The organism is Thiomonas bhubaneswarensis, from assembly GCF_001418255.1.
Lineage (GTDB): Bacteria > Pseudomonadota > Gammaproteobacteria > Burkholderiales > Burkholderiaceae_C > Thiomonas > Thiomonas bhubaneswarensis.
The window spans coordinates 149687-166990 of sequence record NZ_LIPV01000004.1; the positions used below are offsets into that span (position 1 = coordinate 149687).

General features: G+C 66.8%; 21 protein-coding genes. 12 read left to right on the forward strand and 9 right to left on the reverse strand.

What is annotated here, in order from left to right:
- Positions 1–29 precede the first annotated feature (29 nt).
- From ASC45_RS06765 to ASC45_RS06775, 3 genes are read left to right on the forward strand one after another with little or no spacing between them, the layout of a single operon-like run.
- A complete protein-coding gene (locus ASC45_RS06765; RefSeq protein ID WP_082454295.1) occupies positions 30–683 on the forward strand; it encodes a TetR/AcrR family transcriptional regulator in 654 nt (217 codons plus the stop codon).
- A complete protein-coding gene (locus ASC45_RS06770) occupies positions 676–1050 on the forward strand; it encodes a hypothetical protein (RefSeq protein ID WP_055450284.1) in 375 nt (124 codons plus the stop codon). Before ASC45_RS06765 ends, ASC45_RS06770 begins: the two co-directional genes overlap by 8 nt.
- Positions 1051–1104: 54 nt before the next feature.
- Positions 1105–1620, forward strand: a complete 516-nt coding sequence (locus tag ASC45_RS06775; RefSeq protein WP_055450285.1) for a DUF2867 domain-containing protein — start codon at positions 1105–1107, stop codon at positions 1618–1620.
- 25 nt (positions 1621–1645) lie between these two features.
- Here ASC45_RS06775 and ASC45_RS06780 read toward each other — a convergent pair whose 3' ends face one another.
- The gene (locus ASC45_RS06780) at positions 1646–2821 is read right to left on the reverse strand and encodes an MFS transporter (protein WP_055450286.1); all 1176 of its coding nucleotides are present in this window, start codon (positions 2819–2821) and stop codon (positions 1646–1648) included.
- A gap of 41 nt (positions 2822–2862) precedes the next feature.
- Complete coding sequence (locus ASC45_RS06785) at positions 2863–3852, reverse strand: aldo/keto reductase (RefSeq protein ID WP_055450287.1); 990 nt, start codon at positions 3850–3852, stop codon at positions 2863–2865.
- A gap of 85 nt (positions 3853–3937) precedes the next feature.
- Here ASC45_RS06785 and ASC45_RS06790 point away from each other — a divergent pair, with 85 nt between their 5' ends.
- The gene (locus ASC45_RS06790) at positions 3938–4858 is read left to right on the forward strand and encodes a LysR family transcriptional regulator (RefSeq protein WP_167344842.1); all 921 of its coding nucleotides are present in this window, start codon (positions 3938–3940) and stop codon (positions 4856–4858) included.
- Positions 4859–4890: 32 nt separating this feature from the next.
- Positions 4891–5184: a YciI family protein gene (locus ASC45_RS06795; protein WP_055450409.1), complete on the forward strand. Its 294-nt coding sequence runs from the start codon at positions 4891–4893 to the stop codon at positions 5182–5184.
- A 31-nt stretch (positions 5185–5215) separates the two neighbouring features.
- Here ASC45_RS06795 and ASC45_RS06800 read toward each other — a convergent pair whose 3' ends face one another.
- The 7 genes from ASC45_RS06800 to ASC45_RS06830 form a co-directional block, all read right to left on the reverse strand.
- Positions 5216–5944, reverse strand: a complete 729-nt coding sequence (locus ASC45_RS06800; RefSeq protein WP_055450289.1) for a GNAT family N-acetyltransferase — start codon at positions 5942–5944, stop codon at positions 5216–5218.
- Between the two features lie 24 nt (positions 5945–5968).
- Positions 5969–6619: an alpha/beta fold hydrolase gene (locus ASC45_RS06805; protein ID WP_055450290.1), complete on the reverse strand. Its 651-nt coding sequence runs from the start codon at positions 6617–6619 to the stop codon at positions 5969–5971.
- Positions 6616–7104 (reverse strand): GNAT family N-acetyltransferase, encoded by a 489-nt coding sequence (locus tag ASC45_RS06810; RefSeq protein ID WP_055450291.1) that lies wholly within the window; start codon positions 7102–7104, stop codon positions 6616–6618. Before ASC45_RS06810 ends, ASC45_RS06805 begins: the two co-directional genes overlap by 4 nt.
- The gene (locus ASC45_RS06815) at positions 7101–7739 is read right to left on the reverse strand and encodes an FMN-binding negative transcriptional regulator (RefSeq protein WP_055450292.1); all 639 of its coding nucleotides are present in this window, start codon (positions 7737–7739) and stop codon (positions 7101–7103) included. The genes ASC45_RS06810 and ASC45_RS06815 overlap by 4 nt, the downstream gene beginning before the upstream one ends.
- A gap of 13 nt (positions 7740–7752) precedes the next feature.
- Positions 7753–8535 (reverse strand): PhzF family phenazine biosynthesis protein, encoded by a 783-nt coding sequence (locus ASC45_RS06820; RefSeq protein ID WP_055450293.1) that lies wholly within the window; start codon positions 8533–8535, stop codon positions 7753–7755.
- Positions 8536–8813: 278 nt separating this feature from the next.
- Positions 8814–10001: an HNH endonuclease gene (locus ASC45_RS15930; protein WP_211263353.1), complete on the reverse strand. Its 1188-nt coding sequence runs from the start codon at positions 9999–10001 to the stop codon at positions 8814–8816.
- On the reverse strand, positions 9892–10587 hold the full coding sequence (locus ASC45_RS06830) for a DNA methyltransferase (protein WP_055450295.1): 696 nt from the start codon (positions 10585–10587) through the stop codon (positions 9892–9894). Before ASC45_RS06830 ends, ASC45_RS15930 begins: the two co-directional genes overlap by 110 nt.
- A 209-nt stretch (positions 10588–10796) precedes the next feature.
- Here ASC45_RS06830 and ASC45_RS06835 point away from each other — a divergent pair, with 209 nt between their 5' ends.
- The 7 genes from ASC45_RS06835 to trbL all read left to right on the forward strand — a co-directional run bounded on the left by ASC45_RS06835 (position 10797) and on the right by trbL (position 17303).
- The gene (locus ASC45_RS06835) at positions 10797–11417 is read left to right on the forward strand and encodes an MFS transporter (RefSeq protein WP_342665690.1); all 621 of its coding nucleotides are present in this window, start codon (positions 10797–10799) and stop codon (positions 11415–11417) included.
- Between the two features lie 193 nt (positions 11418–11610).
- Positions 11611–11964, forward strand: a complete 354-nt coding sequence (locus ASC45_RS06840; RefSeq protein ID WP_055450296.1) for a TrbC/VirB2 family type IV secretion system protein — start codon at positions 11611–11613, stop codon at positions 11962–11964.
- 3 nt (positions 11965–11967) lie between these two features.
- Positions 11968–12156, forward strand: a complete 189-nt coding sequence (locus ASC45_RS06845) for a hypothetical protein (RefSeq protein WP_055450297.1) — start codon at positions 11968–11970, stop codon at positions 12154–12156.
- Positions 12153–12452, forward strand: a complete 300-nt coding sequence (gene trbD, locus ASC45_RS06850) for a conjugal transfer protein TrbD (RefSeq protein ID WP_055450298.1) — start codon at positions 12153–12155, stop codon at positions 12450–12452. The genes ASC45_RS06845 and trbD overlap by 4 nt, the downstream gene beginning before the upstream one ends.
- A gap of 35 nt (positions 12453–12487) precedes the next feature.
- A complete protein-coding gene (locus ASC45_RS06855; protein WP_245609978.1) occupies positions 12488–14899 on the forward strand; it encodes a VirB4 family type IV secretion/conjugal transfer ATPase in 2412 nt (803 codons plus the stop codon).
- Positions 14900–15001: 102 nt separating this feature from the next.
- A complete protein-coding gene (gene trbJ / locus ASC45_RS06860; protein ID WP_055450300.1) occupies positions 15002–15700 on the forward strand; it encodes a P-type conjugative transfer protein TrbJ in 699 nt (232 codons plus the stop codon).
- A gap of 10 nt (positions 15701–15710) precedes the next feature.
- On the forward strand, positions 15711–17303 hold the full coding sequence (trbL, locus tag ASC45_RS06865) for a P-type conjugative transfer protein TrbL (protein ID WP_055450301.1): 1593 nt from the start codon (positions 15711–15713) through the stop codon (positions 17301–17303).
- Position 17304 lies beyond the last annotated feature (1 nt).

Consider the following 17304-nt stretch of genomic DNA (forward strand, 5'->3'; position numbering starts at 1 on the left):
GGTCTCGGATTCATGTACAGTGTCTAAAAATGAACACTGTGCATGCATCAGGTGACCCGCATCGCGCTCCATTGCGTGAGGGGCGACGAGTTCGCAAGGAGCACGCGCTTCGAGAGCAGATCTACGCCGCGGCATGGTCGCTGTTCGATGCCGGCAGCTACGAGGCCGTCACCATGGACTCGATCGCATCGGCGGCGGACGTGGCCAGGGGAACCCTTTACAAGCACTTCGCGACCAAGGAGGCGTTCATCCAGGAACGCTTCTACCGCGATGCCGTCGAGCGGCGCGAGTCCAGCCTTGCACACTGCCGGCGACGCCGCAGCACGGCCGCGCGTTTGCGGGAGCTGTTGCGTCTCGACGGCGAGTATGCAGAGTGCATGCGGGTCTACGTCGGACCCTATCTCCAGCATCGCCTGGCGACGGTGGGATCGAACAAGGCAGCAGTGGAGCGGACGGTCTTCGAGGAGATCGTCCGTGGCTTGCTGGAGCAGGGGTGCATGGATGGGGAGATCCGCACCTATCCATCGATCGCCGCCCTGACGGAGCACTTTGTCTTCCTACGGATCGGGACGTTGATGCGGTGGCTCGGCAGCGGCGATGTCTCCATCGCGCCCTATTTCGAGCAGATGCTTGACCTGTTCCTGCATGGCGTTGCCCGAATGGAAGGGACTGCGCATGAGTGAAGCGGAAGTATTCGCCCGGCTGGCCGCAGGCAGCGCCATGCTCTGCGCTGCCCTCGCCGCAGCCTGGCCGCTTTTCAATCGCCATCTGCTGGCTCTGTTTGGCGCAGGGTATGCACCGGTCGCTGGCCTAGTCGCGCGGCGCAATGCGGCGCTGTTCCTGGGCATTGCGCTGCTGCTCTGGCGTGCATCGTCCACGCCCGATGCGGATGTTCGAGCCATGGTCGGCCAGGGCGTCGGCTTGGCCTGTGCAACGCTGGCCGGACTAGGTGCCCTGGAGTTTCAGTGCAGACGCGCTGGTCCCTGGATCTGGCTGGCCATCGCGACCGAGGCGACCTTAGCCGCGGCATTCTTCTACTTTGGCGTCTGAACGTCCGGCCCTTCGCCGCGGGCGTTCTCGAGACCTTTCTTCGCCCCGCATGCCATGGAAAGACCGAAGGCGACCCAGGTACCGTCAGGCAGCTTGATCGCAGACCATCTGCCTGGCGCGAACTTTTTCGACGCATGGAGCATCGACTTGGTCGATGATGGACGGTCAGCGCTCCGCCTGTTCATGCAGTCGCTCGCCACGACGCCGGCATGGGTCGAGCGATGCATGGCATTGCGCAACCGCGCAGCGGTTCTCGTCGGGCTGAAGGATCTTGGCCCCTTGAGCGCCGTCGACCCGGCCGGAGCCGAATCAGCCTATCGGCCCGGCGACCGCGTTGGCATCTTCACCTTGGTTCAGAACACATTCGCCGAGACCCTGCTGGGCGACAGGGACAAGCACCTGGACGTCGTCCTTTCCGTGCATCGGCGGGCATGCGGCACTGGCCGTGTTCTCGTGACCGTCACGACGGTGGTCCGGGTCCACAACCTGCTCGGGCACCTGTACATGATCCCGGTCAGACCGTTGCACAGGCGAATCGCGCCCGCGGTGCTGGCATCGCTCGCACGTTAGCCAGCACCCCCACAGTTGTAGGACTTCAACCCAGCGCGTGCACGACCAGCGATAGCACGGCGAAACCGGCACCCACTGAGACCACGGCGGGCCACCCGCCCAGGCTCCAGGCGTGGCTCGCCAGCAGGGACCCAAGCGCGCCGCCGCCGAAGTAGTAGGTCATGTACAGGGCGTTGACGCGGTTGCGTACCTCGCTCGGCAGCGCGTGGATCGACGCCTGGTTGGCGATATGCGCCGCCTGACAGCCAGCGTCCACGGCGACGATACCGACCACGAGCCCCCAGAGGGAGTGCTCGCCGAAGCTTGCCGCGCCCCACGACGCCAGGACGACAAGCAGGGCCGCGCCGCGAATGCGCCCAGGGCCCCGGGCACGGTCCGACCAGCGACCGGAGAGCGCCGCTGCGCTCGCGCCGGCGATTCCCAGCAGCCCGAAGGAGCCCACGACTGCAGGACCGTAGTCGTAGTCCGTGCTCTGCAGCAGTGGAGTCAAGCCGACCCAGAACACGCTGAAGCTGCCGAAGAACAGCGCGCCGGTCAATGCTGCCGTGCGCAATTCGGGGAATTTTCCGAACTGGGCGAACGTGGACGTGATGAGCGCGAGATAGCGTTGCCCAGCGTGTGCCGGCGCTGGCTGCCGAGGCAGTTCCCTCCAGAGCATCGCGAACATGGCCGCGTTGAGTGCTGCGCCGACGTCGAACACCACGCGCCAGCTGCTCCACTGCGCCACCGCGCCGGCGAGCACGCGTCCGCCGAGAATGCCGATCATCAGTCCGCTCATCACGGTCCCGATCGATCGGCCGCGTTCCTCCGGCCGTGCAAGGTGCGCGACCAGTGGAATGATCTGCTGCGCGATCGATGACAACACCCCAATGGCGAATGCTGCCGTGGCCAGCCAGGCCACCGAAGGGGCCAGCGCTGCCGACAGGGTCACCGGAACAAGCAGCGCGGACAGCCAGAGGATGATGCGATGGCGGGCGTGGCGATCGCCCAGCGGACCGATGAGGATCAGCCCGGCCGCGTAGCCGATTTGCACGGCCGAAGGCACGATACCGATCCTGGCGATCGTGACGTGGAAGGTTCCGGCAAACTGCTGCAACAGCGGTTGCGCGTAGTAGAGATTCGCCACCGAAACGCCGCAGGCCGCCGCCATCAGCACGGTGAAGCGCGCGTCGGCGTCACGCTGTGTGGCACGGTGTTCCATGATTGTGGGGCAGGAGGAAGCTGGCGATCGTTCGCGTCGGATCAGCCGCGCACCAGGCCCATCATGTTCTCGGCATACCGCGTGCCGCTGGCCGCGTCCGGCGGGAACAGCGCGTCGATGTGTTTGCGTTCCTCGACGGCGAGAGTCACCTGCAGGGCGCCCAGGTTTTCCTCCAGTCGCGCCAGCCGGCGCGTTCCCGGAATCGGCACGATGTGCGGGTCGCGCCCGAGAACCCAGGCCAGCGCCAGCTGCGCGGGCGTGCACCCCTTCGCCGTCGCGAGCTCGCGCACCGTTGCGACCAGCGCGAGGTTTTTTTCGAAGTGCTCGCCCTGGAAGCGCGGGCTGCTGCGGCGATAGTCGTCGGGTTCGAAGTCCGCGGGACTGCGGATGGCGCCGGTGAGGAATCCGCGCCCCAAGGGGCTGTAGGCGACGAAGCCCACGCCCAGCTCGGCGCAGGTGTCGAGCACGTCATCTTCGGGATCGCGGGTCCACAGCGAGTATTCGCTCTGCACCGCTGTGATCGGGTGGACCGCATGCGCTCGCCGCAACGTCCCCGGAGCGACCTCGGACAAGCCCAGGTGGCGCACCTTGCCGGCGCGCACCAGGTCGGCCATCGTGCCCACGGTCTCTTCGATCGGCACGTTGCGATCGACCCGGTGCTGGTAGTACAGATCGATGTGATCGACGCCAAGCCGTCGCAGGCTGGCGTCGCAGGCCCGGCGCACGTAGTCGGGCCTGCCGTTGATGCGCCGCCCCTTCGGGTCGGCGGGGTCGCGCTCGATGCCGAACTTGGTGGCCAGAAAGACCTCGCCACGGCGCCCACGGATCGCTCGGCCGACCAGTTCCTCGTTGCTGAACGGTCCATACGCGTCGGCGGTGTCGAGGAAGTTCACGCCTCGGTCCAGCGCAGCGCCGATCAGCGCCTCGGATGTCGCGTCGTCATGGCTTCCGTAGAAGTCGCTCATACCCATGCAGCCAAGCCCAAGGGCAGAGACTTCGGGGCCGTCACGGCCCAGGCGTCGTGTATTCATGAAAGGTCTCGTGAGGAGGGCGGCAAGGCGCCGCCGCAACACCGATGATTATTCGCAGCGCTGCTATGCTCGTGAAGAGAAATCCATGCAAGGTGGTTTTGCATCCATGGAAAACCTGAGCTGGGACGACCTGCGCCTGTTTCTGCTGGTCGCACGCACCCACAGCCTGTCGGGCGCCGCCGTGCAACTGGGCGTGAGTCCGTCTACGGTCGGCCGGCGCGTGGCGCAGCTGGAACATGCGCTCGGCGTGTCGCTGTTCGTGCGCCATGCCAGCGGCTACCGGCTGACCGAAGACGGCTCCGGTCTGCTGGACGAGGCGCGTCGCGTCGAGGATGCGGTCGTGCAACTGCGCGGGCACGCCGCGGACCTGGGCTCGACGCCGCGCGGCCATGTCCGGCTGGCCACCAACGAGGCGCTGGCGAACCTGCTGATCCTGCCGCGCTGGGCCGAGATGGCGCCACGCTACCCCGATCTCGTGCTGGAACTGATCACCGGCTCCGCGGTGCAGGACCTCTACCGCCGCGATGCCGATCTTGCCCTGCGCCTGGTTCGTCCCGAGTCGGGTGGACTCGTCGTGCGCCGCCTGGGCACGCAGGCCTACGCTGTCTACGCGCGCCAAGGCCTGGCGCCGGCCGCGGGCAAGCAAGGACGGGAGGATCTTGCCAGGCTGCCGTGGATCGGATGGGACCTCTCGGTGCAGCATCTCGTGCAGGCCCGCTGGCAGCGCGAACGCTTCCCGCAAGCCACGATTGCGCTGACCGCCAACAGCCTCTTCAGCCAGTTGCACGCTGCGGAGCGGGGCCTGGGCCTGGCCGTCCTGCCTTGCTACATCGCGGACACCAGCCCGCTGCTGGAGCGCTGCCTGGCGCCATCGCAGTGCGTGTCTCAGGACATCTGGCTGGTGATCCAGCAGGGTCTGCGGGATTCACCCCGGGTGCGCGTGGTCGCGGATCTGCTGACGGACCTCATCCACGAGAACCGTGCCGCCATGGCTGGCACCGGATAAGCTTGTCCTGTTTTCAACAGGACGATGCATTCATGTACGCCATCATTCTTCGCTACAAGGTTCCGCTGCACGAGGTCGACAGGCATGTCGACGCGCACCGTGCCTGGCTGCGCGAGCACTATGCGGCCGGGCACTTCCTGCTCTCGGGGGCGCAGCGCCCGCGTGTCGGCGGCCTCATCCTGGCCGCGGCGATGGCGCGCGCGAAGCTCGACGCGATCCTGGCCGGCGATGCGTTCAAGATGGCCGGCGTGGCCGACTACGAGGTGATCGACGTCGCCGCGACGACGTCGAGCCCCGAACTGGCGTTTCTTGCCGAACAGCCGTAGCGGACGTCTGCGGAGCAGGCGGCGTTACGGCTCAGCCCGGGCTGCCGGCGACGGCCTCCGTCGTGCAGGCGTTCGTCGCGATCCTCCCGGCGAGGGCGCTGCGCTGGCGCCCATCCGGGGTGAAGTTCCCGGGATCGAGCCAGTCCTCGATGGCCCCTTGCAGGGCTGGCCATTCGCCGTCGATGATGCTGAACCAGGCGGTGTCGCGGTTGCGGCCCTTGACCACGGTGGCCTGGCGGAACGTGCCCTCGTAGCTGAAGCCCAGACGAACCGCGGCGCGCCGCGATGGCTGGTTCAGGCTGTCGCATTTCCACTCCAGCCTCCGGTAGCCCAGCGCGAAAGCCTCGCGCATGAGCAGGAACAGCGCTTCGGTGGCCATCGGCGTGCGCTGCAGACGGGGCGAGAAGTGCAGGTGGCCGATCTCGATCGAGCCGGCCTCCGGCGTGATGCGCAGATAGCCGGCGACGCCGGTCGGCAGACCACTGGCCGAATCGACGATCGCGAACAGCATCGTATCCTTGCGTTGCGCCAGGTCATCGATCCACTTCGCGTACTGCCCGGCATCGGCGAAGGGACCATAGGGCAGATAGGTCCACCCTCGTCCGCTTGGGTCGTCGGCGTAGGCCTCGTAGAGGGCGGCGGCGTGCGACTCGGCGGCGAGCGGCTCGAGCCGACAGCGTGGCCCGTGGATGATGCGCGCTTGCGGATGCGGCGGCGCGATCCACTGGGGGAGCGGGGTGCCGATGGGCTGGGTTGGCATGGGTCGGAGCGTTGATTGAGGAGATCAGGTCGGAAGGGGCGCGTCAGGCGCCCGGTCCGGCGCGAGGAAGCGGCGAACATGTGCCGCGACGAGGTCCGGCTGGTTGGTGCCGAGGGCGTGGTCGCCGCCGGCGATGATCACGAGCTGCGCGCCGCGGATCGCGCGTTCGAGATGCTGGCCGACGGCCGGCGGGCTGATCCGGTCGTCGGAACCCCAGAGCAGAAGGGTTGGGATGTCGATCGCGTGCAGCCGTGCCTGAAGGTCCGGTTTCGCCTGCAGAATCCAGCGCGCCGTGTTCGGAAAGGCCTCCAGGTACTCGGCGCGCCAGTCCTGGGCGCCGAACGCGGCGACGTCGACGCCCCCTGATGTTGCGGTCAAGACCAGATGGGTGACCAGGGCTGGCATCCGAAGCGCCAGTTCGATGGCCACGACACCGCCCATCGACTGCGCGACGAGGACCGAAGGCGCTGTGAGCTCGGCGCAGGCCAGGTCGACGAGATCGGAAAAGCCGCGAACATGCGGGCATGGGGTCTGTCTGCCCAATCCCGGCCAGGCCAGAAAGCGTTGCTCCCAGGTGCATGGCAGGAGCATCCCGACCCCGTGCCAGAACGATGGGTCGCCGCTGGCCCCGGGAAGAAACACCACGCGATGCGGATGCGTCGGTCTCGCACTCATGGCTGGACGTCGATTTTCAACTTGCGCCCGCCGGTCACGGCAAAGCCGCAGCGTTCGTAGAAAGCCAGCGTGCGGTCGAATTCCGGCAAGGGCGGCGTGGTGACCTCGAGCCGCGGCCAGCCAAGCGATCGCGCGTGGGCGCGGGCTGCATCCGCCAAGGCCGCGCCGACCCCGCGCGAGCGCCACCCGGGTTCGACGTAGAACTCCGGGATGGTGCCGAACAAGCCGCCGGCGTACAGCGCGCAGCTCTCGCTCAGCGTGATCACCCCGACTGCTTTGCCGTCGACATTCGCGGCCACGAATGCCGTGTAGCGCCCGGAGCCGATGAGCTTGCTCAGCGACAGCGCCGATGCCTCGACATCGAAGTCGAAGACCTTCGCGCCGATCGCCTCGATGATCTCGGCGAGCAGCGCTCCGATCAGGCCAGCAACCGCCACGGCATCGACCGCAGTGGCTTGCCGAATGCGCACATCGGGCGCCGTCATCTGGTCAACCCCTGCATCAAGGCCGCGAGCTCGGGGTGGCGGTGCGGATCGTCGGGCGAGCCCAGGGCATCGATCACCCCGTCGCGATCGGCGCGCCCTCGGTTCTGGCTGAGATTGAATTTCCCGTCCAGGGCCTCGATCGCGATCTCGACCCCGGCGATTCCGGCGATCATGCCGGCGATGAATTCGGCGGGGGAGTCGTCGGGGCTCCAGGGTGCATCGCGGTGCGCTTCGTGTTCCGCCGTCAGCGCGGCGATCTGCTCGCGCAGCCATGCCGCATCGTCGATGACCGTGGCGCGGCCGCGCGCCTGGACCATCGCATAGTTCCAGGTCGGAACGACCTTGTGGTGCTGCTGCTTCGCCGGATACCAGGATGGGCTCACATAGCCCTGCGGCCCATGGAACAGCACCAGACACTCGGCGCCGCCGCGCAGGGCGTCGATCAGCGGGTTGGCGCGCGCCAGATGGGCGCGCAGGGTTCCGTGCAGCCCTTCGGCGGCATCGAACAGAAAGGGTGCTGGCGAAGCCTGCAGGCCACCGCTGCCGCTGGTGATCACCGTGCCGAGGGGGTGGGATCGGATCAGCGCGTGCAGCACCTCGGGGTCGTCGACGCGGAACGCTTCGGGGATGTACATGGAATTCTCCGTGTCAGAGGGCGATCTCGCCGACCAGATAGTCGACCGCGCGGCCTTCGAGCAGCACGCGCCCGGTGTGGACCTCGCAGTGCAGCGCGCCGCCGCGGCGCGAGAGCTGGCGCGCGTGCAGCCGGTCGCGGCCGAGCCGGTGCGCCCAGTACGGCGCCAGGGCGCAGTGCGCCGAGCCGGTCACGGGATCCTCGTCGATGCCAAGCCCGGGGTAAAAGCAGCGGCTGACGAAGTCGCAGTCGTCGCCCGGCGCGGTGGCGACGACGCCGCGCGTGTCCAGGGCCGCGATGGCCCGGAAATCGGGGTCCAGCGCGAGCACTTGTCGCGCATCGGCGAAGACGGCGATCAGGTCCATGCCCCGCAGCACCTGCTCGGGATGGCCCCCAAGCCCAGCGGCCAGTGCGGCTGGCGCCTCGCAGGGAACCGTAGCGACCGCCGGAAAATCCATGCGCAGACCGTGCTCGGCGCGCTGGACGCGCAGGGCGCCGCTGCGGGTGTGGAAGGTCACGTCCGGTCCCGTGTGTCCGAGATGCTCGAACCAGACATGGGCGCTGGCGAGGGTGGCATGGCCACAGAGGTCGACCTCCGCGCGCGGTGTGAACCAGCGCAGATCCGCTGAGTCGGGCGCGGTCTGGACGAAGAACGCCGTCTCGGCGAGATTGTTCTCGGCGGCGATGGCCTGCATTACCGTGTCGTCGAGCCAGGCGCCCATGGGGCAGACGGCCGCCGGATTGCCCTCGAACAGGCGCTCGGCGAAGGCGTCGATCTGATACAGGGCAATGCGCATGGGGCTTCGCTCATCGGAAGCCCCCTGGCGGGAAAAAAGAAACCCGCCTCGAGGGCGGGTTTGTCGGCCTGTGTTGCGCGCGAACTATCCCGCCACCTCAATGGTGGTACGGATGATTCGGGCAGCTCGCAGGGCGGAGTTCATGTGTGCGAATGTAGCGAACGTGGCGGCTGTAGGTCAAGGCTTGCTGATCGACGTCATTGGTCCTGACATAAACACGCGACGCGCGAGGGCTTCGATCTGCTACTTGGGGACAGTTCGATAATGTGCATCACGATTCAAGCCACCCTTCGCAGTTCGTGCCGCCTATGGAACGCAAGGTACCGTCTGTGGGCGGCCTGGAGCCCTTCAACCCCCCAGTCGGTCCTGACGCCCAAGCGTGCCGCAGCGTCGGATGGAAGCGCCTCTGAAGCCAGGACGCGGCCATCGTCAGAAAACGAAATCCATCCGCCGTCGAACAAGGCATCAATGTGCGGCGCCAACAGCAAACCATTGAACACGTCCAGTCGCTCGTTATCGCTCTCACAGGCAGCCCAGGGTTTGATGTGCGAGGCGCGAAGCAACTCAGTGATATTAAGTCCAGTCACACAACAGCGACCCTGCCAGTAGTCGAGCAGCGCAGCCCGGAATAGGTCTTGGCCTACCCGTTGGACGACAACCCGCTCGGTCTCTGTTGCGGGAGCTACCGCGTTCTTCTCGGCCTCAGACGCCATGCGCCGGCTCTCGGCCAACCACAGAAGCCGAGCAGTTTCGGGATACTCGGGCAGCTGGATGACATCACCGGGCAGCGCATCGGCGCCGCGCGCGTAGAAGGCCACGCCACCCCGTGTTGAACGCACAAGCACGTCAACGCTAACTAGGCGCTGCACGACGGGCAGTATGCGGCTCAGTAGAGGCGTCACGTCTGGTATCCCAAGCGAGCCCCGCACGACATCGAAGCGCTGTCCGTCGACAGCGCCAAGATAATGCGCTGCTGTCGCCAAGGCAGCCACGGCTGACTGAATCTCGACCAGCGAGCTGCCCTCCGTTCGCTCGGCGACCAGTGCCGTTACCAGGCCCGCCAGACGGCCTTCCTCGGCATTGCGAATCATCCCGTGCTCGGAATACGAAGTGGGTGCTGGTTGCGCCGCAGGCGATATGTTGGTTTGTTGGTCCCACGCGTCCAGGACCAAACGGCGAGTCCGGTACTCCCCGTAGGCCCGCATTTCGCCATCCTTCAGCACCCGGAAGGTCTCGCTGGGGTAGTCGGGACCCATCACGTCCTTGGGGTCGAGGATGTAGCGCAACTCGTCGCGGCTGAGGCCGTAGAGGCTGGCGTAGTAGGCGTCGAGTTCGGCGCGCAGCTGGGCGCGCCGCTCAGGGTTCCACGCGAAGGGCTGGCCCCGCTCGGCGGCAGGGCGTGGGTCGTAGGCAGCGAGATCCTGCCCCCAGCAGCGCATCGCCCACGCGGAGGTGGTGGTCGACAAAGCTCAGCGGTCGGTCAGGCGAGTAGGCCTCTAGCCACAGCGCCGTCTTGGCCAGCTGGATGGCCATGGGGTTCTTGTCCACGCCGTACAGGCAGTGGCTCACGACGTCGCGCAGCGCGTGCCGGTAGTCTGCGGGTGTGGGGGCGCCGCCTTCACGTTCGGCCGCGGCGCGGTTTAGCGCCACCTCGTCGGCCAGGCGCCGACCGGCGGAGAGCAGGAAGTGGCCGCTGCCGCAGGCGGGGTCGCATACGGTGAGCGCAAGCAGCGCTTCCACCGGGCGTTCGGGGTTGGCCTTCACCGTCTGCGCGATGACGGGCTCCAGCGCGCTCTTGATGAGCTCCTGCACCAGGCTGTCGGGCGTGTAGTAGCTGCCCGTGAGCTTGCGGTTGTTGCCCTTGGTGCTGGCATCCGTCCCATCGTCGCCGACAAAGGCCAGGCGGGCGGTCGTGGGTGTTGCCAGCCCCTGCAGATCGGGCACCAGCTCCAGCAGGCTCTCGTAGACGCTTCCCAGCTCCTCCGGGCCCATGTCGCGGTAGTTGACGCGTGAGAGGCCGCCTTCAGCGCGGAACCAGCCAAGCTGGAACACGGCGGCCAGCAGGTGGCGGTTGTCGATCTGGGCTGCGTCCAGGCGCGGGCACTGGTCGACTTCGAACAGGCCACCAAGAGCGGGCAGGCCCAGGGCCGGCTGGCCACCCGCCAGTGCGCCAAAGGTGATGGTCAGTGCCTGCCAGAGATCGGCATGGCGGTCGTGCTCGCTGCGGCGCGCTGGCTTTGCTGCTCGGCTTGTATGCCACAGTGGGCTGGCTGGCCTGGGCCGGGCTGCCAGACCTCCCGGTCCAGGATGGGCACGGCACCACCCGTGTCGGACTGCGAACCATGCTGGGCCATCGCTCCATGCGCTGGGCGCTCGCTCTGGTTTTGATCGCCGCTCCGCTGGGGTCGGCCTCGTTCGCCACGGTCGGGAATCTCACCCGTGAACTTGGCTTCGGCTCCGAATTCGCCCTCGTTGCGGTCTCTGCCATGGCAATCGGCAACGGTCTGGGCCGCCTGGGTTTCGGTGCGGTCGCCGATTTTCGGGGCGGACGCTTCAGCCGGAACGCAGTTCTGGCCGTCAACGCCCTGGCGGCAGCCATCCTGCTGGCCGCGTTGCATGGTCTAGACGCGAAGGCGTTCGTCCTGTATCCGCTGCTCATGGGCCTGGCCTTCGGCGGCATGGCCGGCAAATTGCCGGCGCTGGCGGCACATATCGTCAAAGATGGTCATGCCGAGACGGCGTTCGGCCTGTTGTTCGGCGCCTTCGCATTGGCCAGCTTCCTGGGGCCGCTTGCCAGCGCGGCATTTGGCATGCGGGATGCGTTGGAAGGCTTTGCCGTCTGTGCGATCGCGGCCGGGTTGTCGGCGCTCGTCGCTCCTTGACTCGTCTTGCAGCACGCCGCGCCGTGGCTGCGCGCGACGTTCAGGCCTGGCTTGACGAATCCCCGTCTGCGAATGCTGAGGGGTACGGCCACTGGCGCGAGCCTGCGGCAGGGTACCGGTCGGGGCCCAACGCGCGGAGTCTGGGTAGGGAGCCGATGTCAGGCCTCCGAACCAACCCATCGAAAGGCCGGAAATGAAGCGTTTCAAACTGCCATGCATCCATCGTCAGCCGCGCTCCGCGGTGGTCCGCCGCATGTTGCTGGCCGGGGCCGTGTTTGCTGCCACCACGGTCGAGGCTTTCGCCACTGGCGCCGGCGGCCTGCCCTGGGACAGCGCCATCAGCACCCTGCAGAACGACCTGACCGGCCCGGTTGCCACCGGCATCAGCGTCATCGCCTTCCTGGCCGCGGGTGCAGCGCTGGTGTTTGGCGAAGAACTCGGTGGCATCGCGAAGAAGGCGCTGTACGTCGTCCTGGGAGTGGCCTTCATCGTCCTGGGGAACAAATTTCTCTCGGCGCTCGGACTGACTGGCACCCTGGTGTCCTGAGCCATGCGCTGGCAGCTCGGGGAGCGGCGGCAGGGCCATGGCGATGCTCCGCATCCCGCGCTGCTGGAAATCCTGACCGGCGTCCGGGCCCTGATGAAGCAGGGCTGTGCCCTGGCGGACATCGCCGTGGTCATGCGATCCGCCGCCGACCTGAGCGCGTTGATCCGCTGTAACCGTGGAGTGCCCCAGTGAACGACATCAAGACCCCGATCCACGACGCGTTGAACAGGCCCATTCTGATGATGGGAGGCGAGCGTCCGCTTGTACTAATGCTCATCATCGTTGCCGGGATTTTCATTTTTTCGCTGGCCAAGATCTGGGCGGCGGTGATCGGCGTCGCCCTCTGGTTGCTCGGGCACTGGGCGCTGACACGCGCTGCGACCTTCGACCCAATGCTGAGCAAGACTGGGACACGGCTGCTCAAGTACCGCCGCGATTACCCCGCGCGGGCAACTCCTTTCGCGAGGTCGCGGGAGGTGCGTTCATGAGGGCGCTAAAGGAATTCCGCGACGCGGCCTACGGGTTGCCCGACCTGCTGCCGTGGGCCGCCCTGGTTGGGAATGGCATCGTGCTGACCAAGGCAGGTGGGCTGATGGCCGGCTGGGAGTACCGCGGCCCCGACCTTGACTCGTCGACGCCCGAGGAGCTTGGCGCGATGGCGGCACGGCTCAACGCGGCGCTCAAGCTTGGCGACGGTTGGGCGCTGCACGTGGACGCCGTGCGCTCCCCGGCCCCTGGTTATGCGCCGGCTGGTGCCTTTCCCGACCGCACGACGCGGCTGATCGATGACGTCCGGCGCCATGCCCACGAATCGCGAGACTTGGGGTTCGGCAGCCGGTTCGTGCTCACCGCGACCTGGTTTCCGATGCCTGACATTGCCAGCAAGACGGCCGACCTGTTCGTCGAGGGGCGGGTCAAGGCCACGGCCAGCCGCAATCTGGAGCGTTTCAGCCAGCAGATTCGCGCACTGGAGTCGCGCCTGTCCACCCTGATGCAGATCAGGCGTCTGGTCGACGTGGTCGATGCGCGCGCCGGCATTGTGGACAGCCCGCTGCTGGCGCACCTGGAGCAATGCGTCAGCCTGACGCCACAGCGCCGCGCCTTTCGGATGGCCGACGTGCCGATGTACCTGGACTGCGTGCTTGGTCAGCATGATTTCGCGACCGGCTTCGTGCCGCGCATCGGCCGGCGCAACGTCGCCTGCATCGGCCTGACTGGCCTGCCGCCGGACAGCTTTCCCGGAATCCTCGACGTGCTCTCGCGCCTGCCGGTGTCATACCGCTGGAGTTCGCGCTTCATCTACCTGGATCCCGGGCAGGCCGAGAAGACGCTGAACAAGTACCGCAGCAAGTGGGCGCAAAAGCGCAAGAGCATGATGAACCTGCTGCGCGAGAATGCGGGCGGCCAGGCCACGCACATCAACGCCGACGCCGATCGTATGGCGCACGATGCCGTCGAGGCGCTGGCCGAGGCCTCCAGCGGCATGGTGCTCTATGGCTACTACACCAGTGTGCTGCTGCTCTCGCACGAGGATCCGGAAATCCTCGCCGAGACCACGCGGGAGATGGTCAAGCTCATCGAGAGCCATGGCTTCGTTGCCCGGGTGGAGGACGTGAACGCCGTCGAGGCCTACCTCGGGTCGCTGCCCGGCAACACGGCTGCCAACGTCCGCCGTCCGCTGGTCCATACCTTAAATTTGGCGCACCTGCTGCCATTCACGGCCGTGTGGGGCGGGCAGGAGTGCAATCCCTGTCCCTTCTACCCGTCGGACAGTCCGCCGCTGCTGCACGCCAAGACCGACGGCGCAACGCCGTTCAAGCTGTCGCTCCATGCTGGCGACGTGGGGCACACCGCGATTCTCGGGCCCACAGGGGCCGGAAAGTCGACCTTGCTCGCCACCCTGGCGGCGCAGCAGTTCCGGTATTCGGGCGCACAGGTCTTCGCCTTTGACAAGGGCTACTCGTTGTTGCCCTTGGTGTGGGCTGCTGGCGGCGAGCACTACGACATCGCAGGGGATTCCGGGGACCTGGCGTTCTGCCCCTTGGGACGCGTGAGCGAAGCCGCCGAGCGCGTCTGGGCGGCGGAATGGCTCGAGCAGCTCTGTGAACTGCAGGGCATGAGCATCCTGCCGCGGCACCGGCAGGAGATTTTCCGCACCGTGAGCCAGCTTGGCGCGTCGACCGATTGCATGTCGCAGCGCACGATGACCAACTTCCTCGTGCTGCTGCAGGATCAGGCCCTGCGCGAGGCGCTGCAGGCGTACACCCTGCGCGGCATGGCCGGGCACCTGCTCGACGCCGAAACCGACAGTCTGGGCGAAGACTGCTTCCAGGTGTTCGAGATGGAACACCTGATGAACAAGGGCGACAAGCTGGTGCTGCCAGTCCTCGCCTACCTGTTCCATCGTATCGAGCAGAGGTTCAGAGGCGAGCCGACGCTGCTGATCCTGGATGAAGCGTGGATCATGCTCGGCCACCCGGCCTTCAAGGCCAAGATTCGCGAGTGGCTCAAGGTGCTGCGCAAGGCCAACGTGGCGGTGGTGTTCGCCACCCAGTCGCTGACCGATCTGAGCCGATCCGGCATCGCCGACGTGATCTTCGAGTCCTGCCCGACCAAGATCTTCCTGCCGAACCCCGAGGCGCAGACCGAGAACATCCGGCCGCTGTACGAGGCGGTCGGCCTCAATGCCCGGCAGATCGAGATCCTGGCCTTGGCGACCCCGAAGCGCCAGTACTACGTCATGCATCCGGAAGGTCGCCGACTGTTTGAACTTGGGCTGTCCGAAGCAGAGCTCGCCTTCGTCGGCGCCAGCGGCAAAGGTGACATCGCGCGCATCCGCATGCTGCGCGCTAGCCTCGGCGCCGGGTGGCCGGCCCAGTGGCTGCGCGAGCGCGGACAGAGCGAGGCCGCGGCGAGGTGGGAGAAGTACCAATGAAGGCCTGTCAAGCCTGATTCGCAACGCGTGCGGCCGCGGCGGCACGTTTGCCCTGCGGCCCGACGGGCTCTTGGGCCCGTCATCCATCAGGAGAGGAACACCATGCGCATCCAGAAATTCGTGGCGCTCTTCGCGGCGCCCGCTTTGATTGTCAGCGCTCCGGCGCACGCCACCGGGGTGATCGCCGGGGCGACCTTCCCGGAACAGATCGTTCAGGAGGTGACCCTGGTTGAGCAATACGCAACGCAGGCCCAGCAACTGGAGACACAAATTCAGCAGCTTGCGAACCAGGTGGTCAACATGCAGACCATCCCGGTCCAGCTCTGGCCGAACATCAGCAGCCAACTGCAGGGCTTGGTCACCCTGGTTGGCAATGCCAAGGGGCTGTCCTATGCCTCAGCGAACACCGTCTCGGCGGTGCAGGCGCAGTTCGGCCAACCCAGCGGGGTGCTGAGCAACTACAACGCCAGCCTGCAAACCTGGACCTCGAACCTGGACGGCCAGATCGCGGGCGTGCTCCAGCAGTTCGGGCTTAACGCCAGCAACTTCCAGAGCACGCAGTCGGCGCTGGCGGCGATCCAGGCCCAGAGCCAGTCCGCCAGTGGACGCAAGGCCGTCCTGCAGGCCGGCAACCAGATCGCAGGTCTGATGGTCAACCAGATGCAGGACCTGCAATCGGACATCCAGGTCGGCAATCAAGCCATGCTGAACTACGTTGCGATGCAGGCGCACACGCGCGTGGACCAGTCGAACAGCGTGACCCCGATTCTGGCCGCGCCGACCGGTCCCGGCGCATTCTGAAGGAACGAGCATGCGCAACGCGATGAAGTGGGGCGGCCTGGCGGTGGCGATGTTGCTGGGGCTGGTCGCGGTGGCCCATGCGGCGTCTCCTGCCCCCACGGGTGGCCCAGGAGGAAACGGCTACCTCGATTCGATCAGCTCGAACTTCCAGACGGCGACGTCCGGATGGATGACGACGGCGCAGGGCTATGCCTTCAAGATTTTCACGGCGCTCGCGGCCATGGATTTGTCGTGGTGGGGGATCAAACAGGTCCTGAAAAAGAATGATCTCGCCGACTTCACCGCGGGGGCAACCCTGAAGATCGCGTCGATCGCGTTTTTCTACACCATCGTGAAGTACGCGCCGACCTGGATGCCGATGATCACATCGAGTTTCATGGACATGGGGCAGGCGATCGGGGGCTCCGCGGCCGCCTCCTCGACCCCGTCCGGTGTGATGGCGATGGCGTTCTCGGTGGTGCAGCAGCTCTATCAGGTCTATGACAGCGCGCCGGGCGGAATGATCCACATCGGCACGAACTTCTTTCTGGCCATCGTCATTGCGATCACGTCGCTGCTGGCCCTGATCGGCTTCGGCCTGGTCGCCCTGCAGCTGCTGATGACCTTGGTCGAGACCTATCTCGTGGGCGGGGCAGGGCTGGTGATGCTTGGGTTCACCGGGTCCGGGCTCACCAGTAGTTTCGGGGAGAAGTACATCGGCTATCTGGTGAACGTCGGGATCAAGCTGCTGATGATTTACGCCATCATCGGACTCGGGCAGAGTCTAATCAACAACGAACTGGCCTACATCAACAACTACATCGCCTCGAACAGCGGGATCCCGCCGACCGATCTGCTCACGGTCGGTGTCAGCATGCTGATCTACGGTGTGATCGGGATGCAGGCGCCGGGGCTGGCAGGCAGCCTGATGAACGGCTCTCCCAACATGAGCCTGGGCAACGTCGCCGGCGGGGCTGCGGCCGTCGCCGGTGGCGTTGCCGCGGCCGGGGTCGCGGGCCTGGCGGGCTACGCGGCCGGTGTTGGCGGCCTGCAAAGACTCGCTGATCGTGTCGGCGCAGGCGCGGCCGGCGCGCCCGGGGGCGGTGCTGCCGCCGGCGGGGTCTCCGGTGTGGAGCGGCTCGCCGCGCTGGGGGCCACGACCGGCGCTGCATCCCGGCCCGGCGTCGCGGGCGGCATCAGTGGGGTGATCCCCGGTGCAGCGGGATCCGTGACGAGGCCGTCCGCGGGTGTTCCGTCAGCGCCCTCAACCGCCCGTGCGGAACAGGCCGCGCAAGCCGTGGCGCAAGGCGGGGGTGCCGCCGAAGCGTCCAGCGCGCCCTCGGGCTCGGGCGGTGGTGCGTCTTCCTCGCCAGCGCCCGATTCAGCGGCGGGACCAACAGTCGCACCCAAGGGGCCGATCGACGCACTGGGTGACCCGTCCGCGCTGGCGCGAGGAGCGCCGGGTACTGCAGGCGCATCGTCTGAGCAGGACAAGGGTCGCAATCCTCTCGACGTCCTCAAGGATCAGACCAAGAACCTGATTGACAAGAAGGACGACATCGCGCGCCATGAGGGCGGAGGTGGCGGCATCCAGATCCGCCTGAGCCACCACGAGGGTCACTGAG

What these genes read in the sequence shown, in the direction of transcription:
- ASC45_RS06765 (WP_082454295.1), top strand. Translation starts at nt 30, where the DNA reads ATGAACACTGTGCATGCATCAGGTGACCCGCATCGCGCTCCATTGCGT.
- ASC45_RS06770 (WP_055450284.1), top strand. Translation starts at nt 676, where the DNA reads ATGAGTGAAGCGGAAGTATTCGCCCGGCTGGCCGCAGGCAGCGCCATG.
- ASC45_RS06775 (WP_055450285.1), top strand. Translation starts at nt 1,105, where the DNA reads ATGGAAAGACCGAAGGCGACCCAGGTACCGTCAGGCAGCTTGATCGCA.
- ASC45_RS06780 (WP_055450286.1), bottom strand. Translation starts at nt 2,821, where the DNA reads ATGGAACACCGTGCCACACAGCGTGACGCCGACGCGCGCTTCACCGTG.
- ASC45_RS06785 (WP_055450287.1), bottom strand. Translation starts at nt 3,852, where the DNA reads ATGAATACACGACGCCTGGGCCGTGACGGCCCCGAAGTCTCTGCCCTT.
- ASC45_RS06790 (WP_167344842.1), top strand. Translation starts at nt 3,938, where the DNA reads ATGCAAGGTGGTTTTGCATCCATGGAAAACCTGAGCTGGGACGACCTG.
- ASC45_RS06795 (WP_055450409.1), top strand. Translation starts at nt 4,891, where the DNA reads ATGTACGCCATCATTCTTCGCTACAAGGTTCCGCTGCACGAGGTCGAC.
- ASC45_RS06800 (WP_055450289.1), bottom strand. Translation starts at nt 5,944, where the DNA reads ATGCCAACCCAGCCCATCGGCACCCCGCTCCCCCAGTGGATCGCGCCG.
- ASC45_RS06805 (WP_055450290.1), bottom strand. Translation starts at nt 6,619, where the DNA reads ATGAGTGCGAGACCGACGCATCCGCATCGCGTGGTGTTTCTTCCCGGG.
- ASC45_RS06810 (WP_055450291.1), bottom strand. Translation starts at nt 7,104, where the DNA reads ATGACGGCGCCCGATGTGCGCATTCGGCAAGCCACTGCGGTCGATGCC.
- ASC45_RS06815 (WP_055450292.1), bottom strand. Translation starts at nt 7,739, where the DNA reads ATGTACATCCCCGAAGCGTTCCGCGTCGACGACCCCGAGGTGCTGCAC.
- ASC45_RS06820 (WP_055450293.1), bottom strand. Translation starts at nt 8,535, where the DNA reads ATGCGCATTGCCCTGTATCAGATCGACGCCTTCGCCGAGCGCCTGTTC.
- ASC45_RS06840 (WP_055450296.1), top strand. Translation starts at nt 11,611, where the DNA reads ATGAAGCGTTTCAAACTGCCATGCATCCATCGTCAGCCGCGCTCCGCG.
- ASC45_RS06845 (WP_055450297.1), top strand. Translation starts at nt 11,968, where the DNA reads ATGCGCTGGCAGCTCGGGGAGCGGCGGCAGGGCCATGGCGATGCTCCG.
- trbJ (WP_055450300.1), top strand. Translation starts at nt 15,002, where the DNA reads ATGCGCATCCAGAAATTCGTGGCGCTCTTCGCGGCGCCCGCTTTGATT.
- trbL (WP_055450301.1), top strand. Translation starts at nt 15,711, where the DNA reads ATGCGCAACGCGATGAAGTGGGGCGGCCTGGCGGTGGCGATGTTGCTG.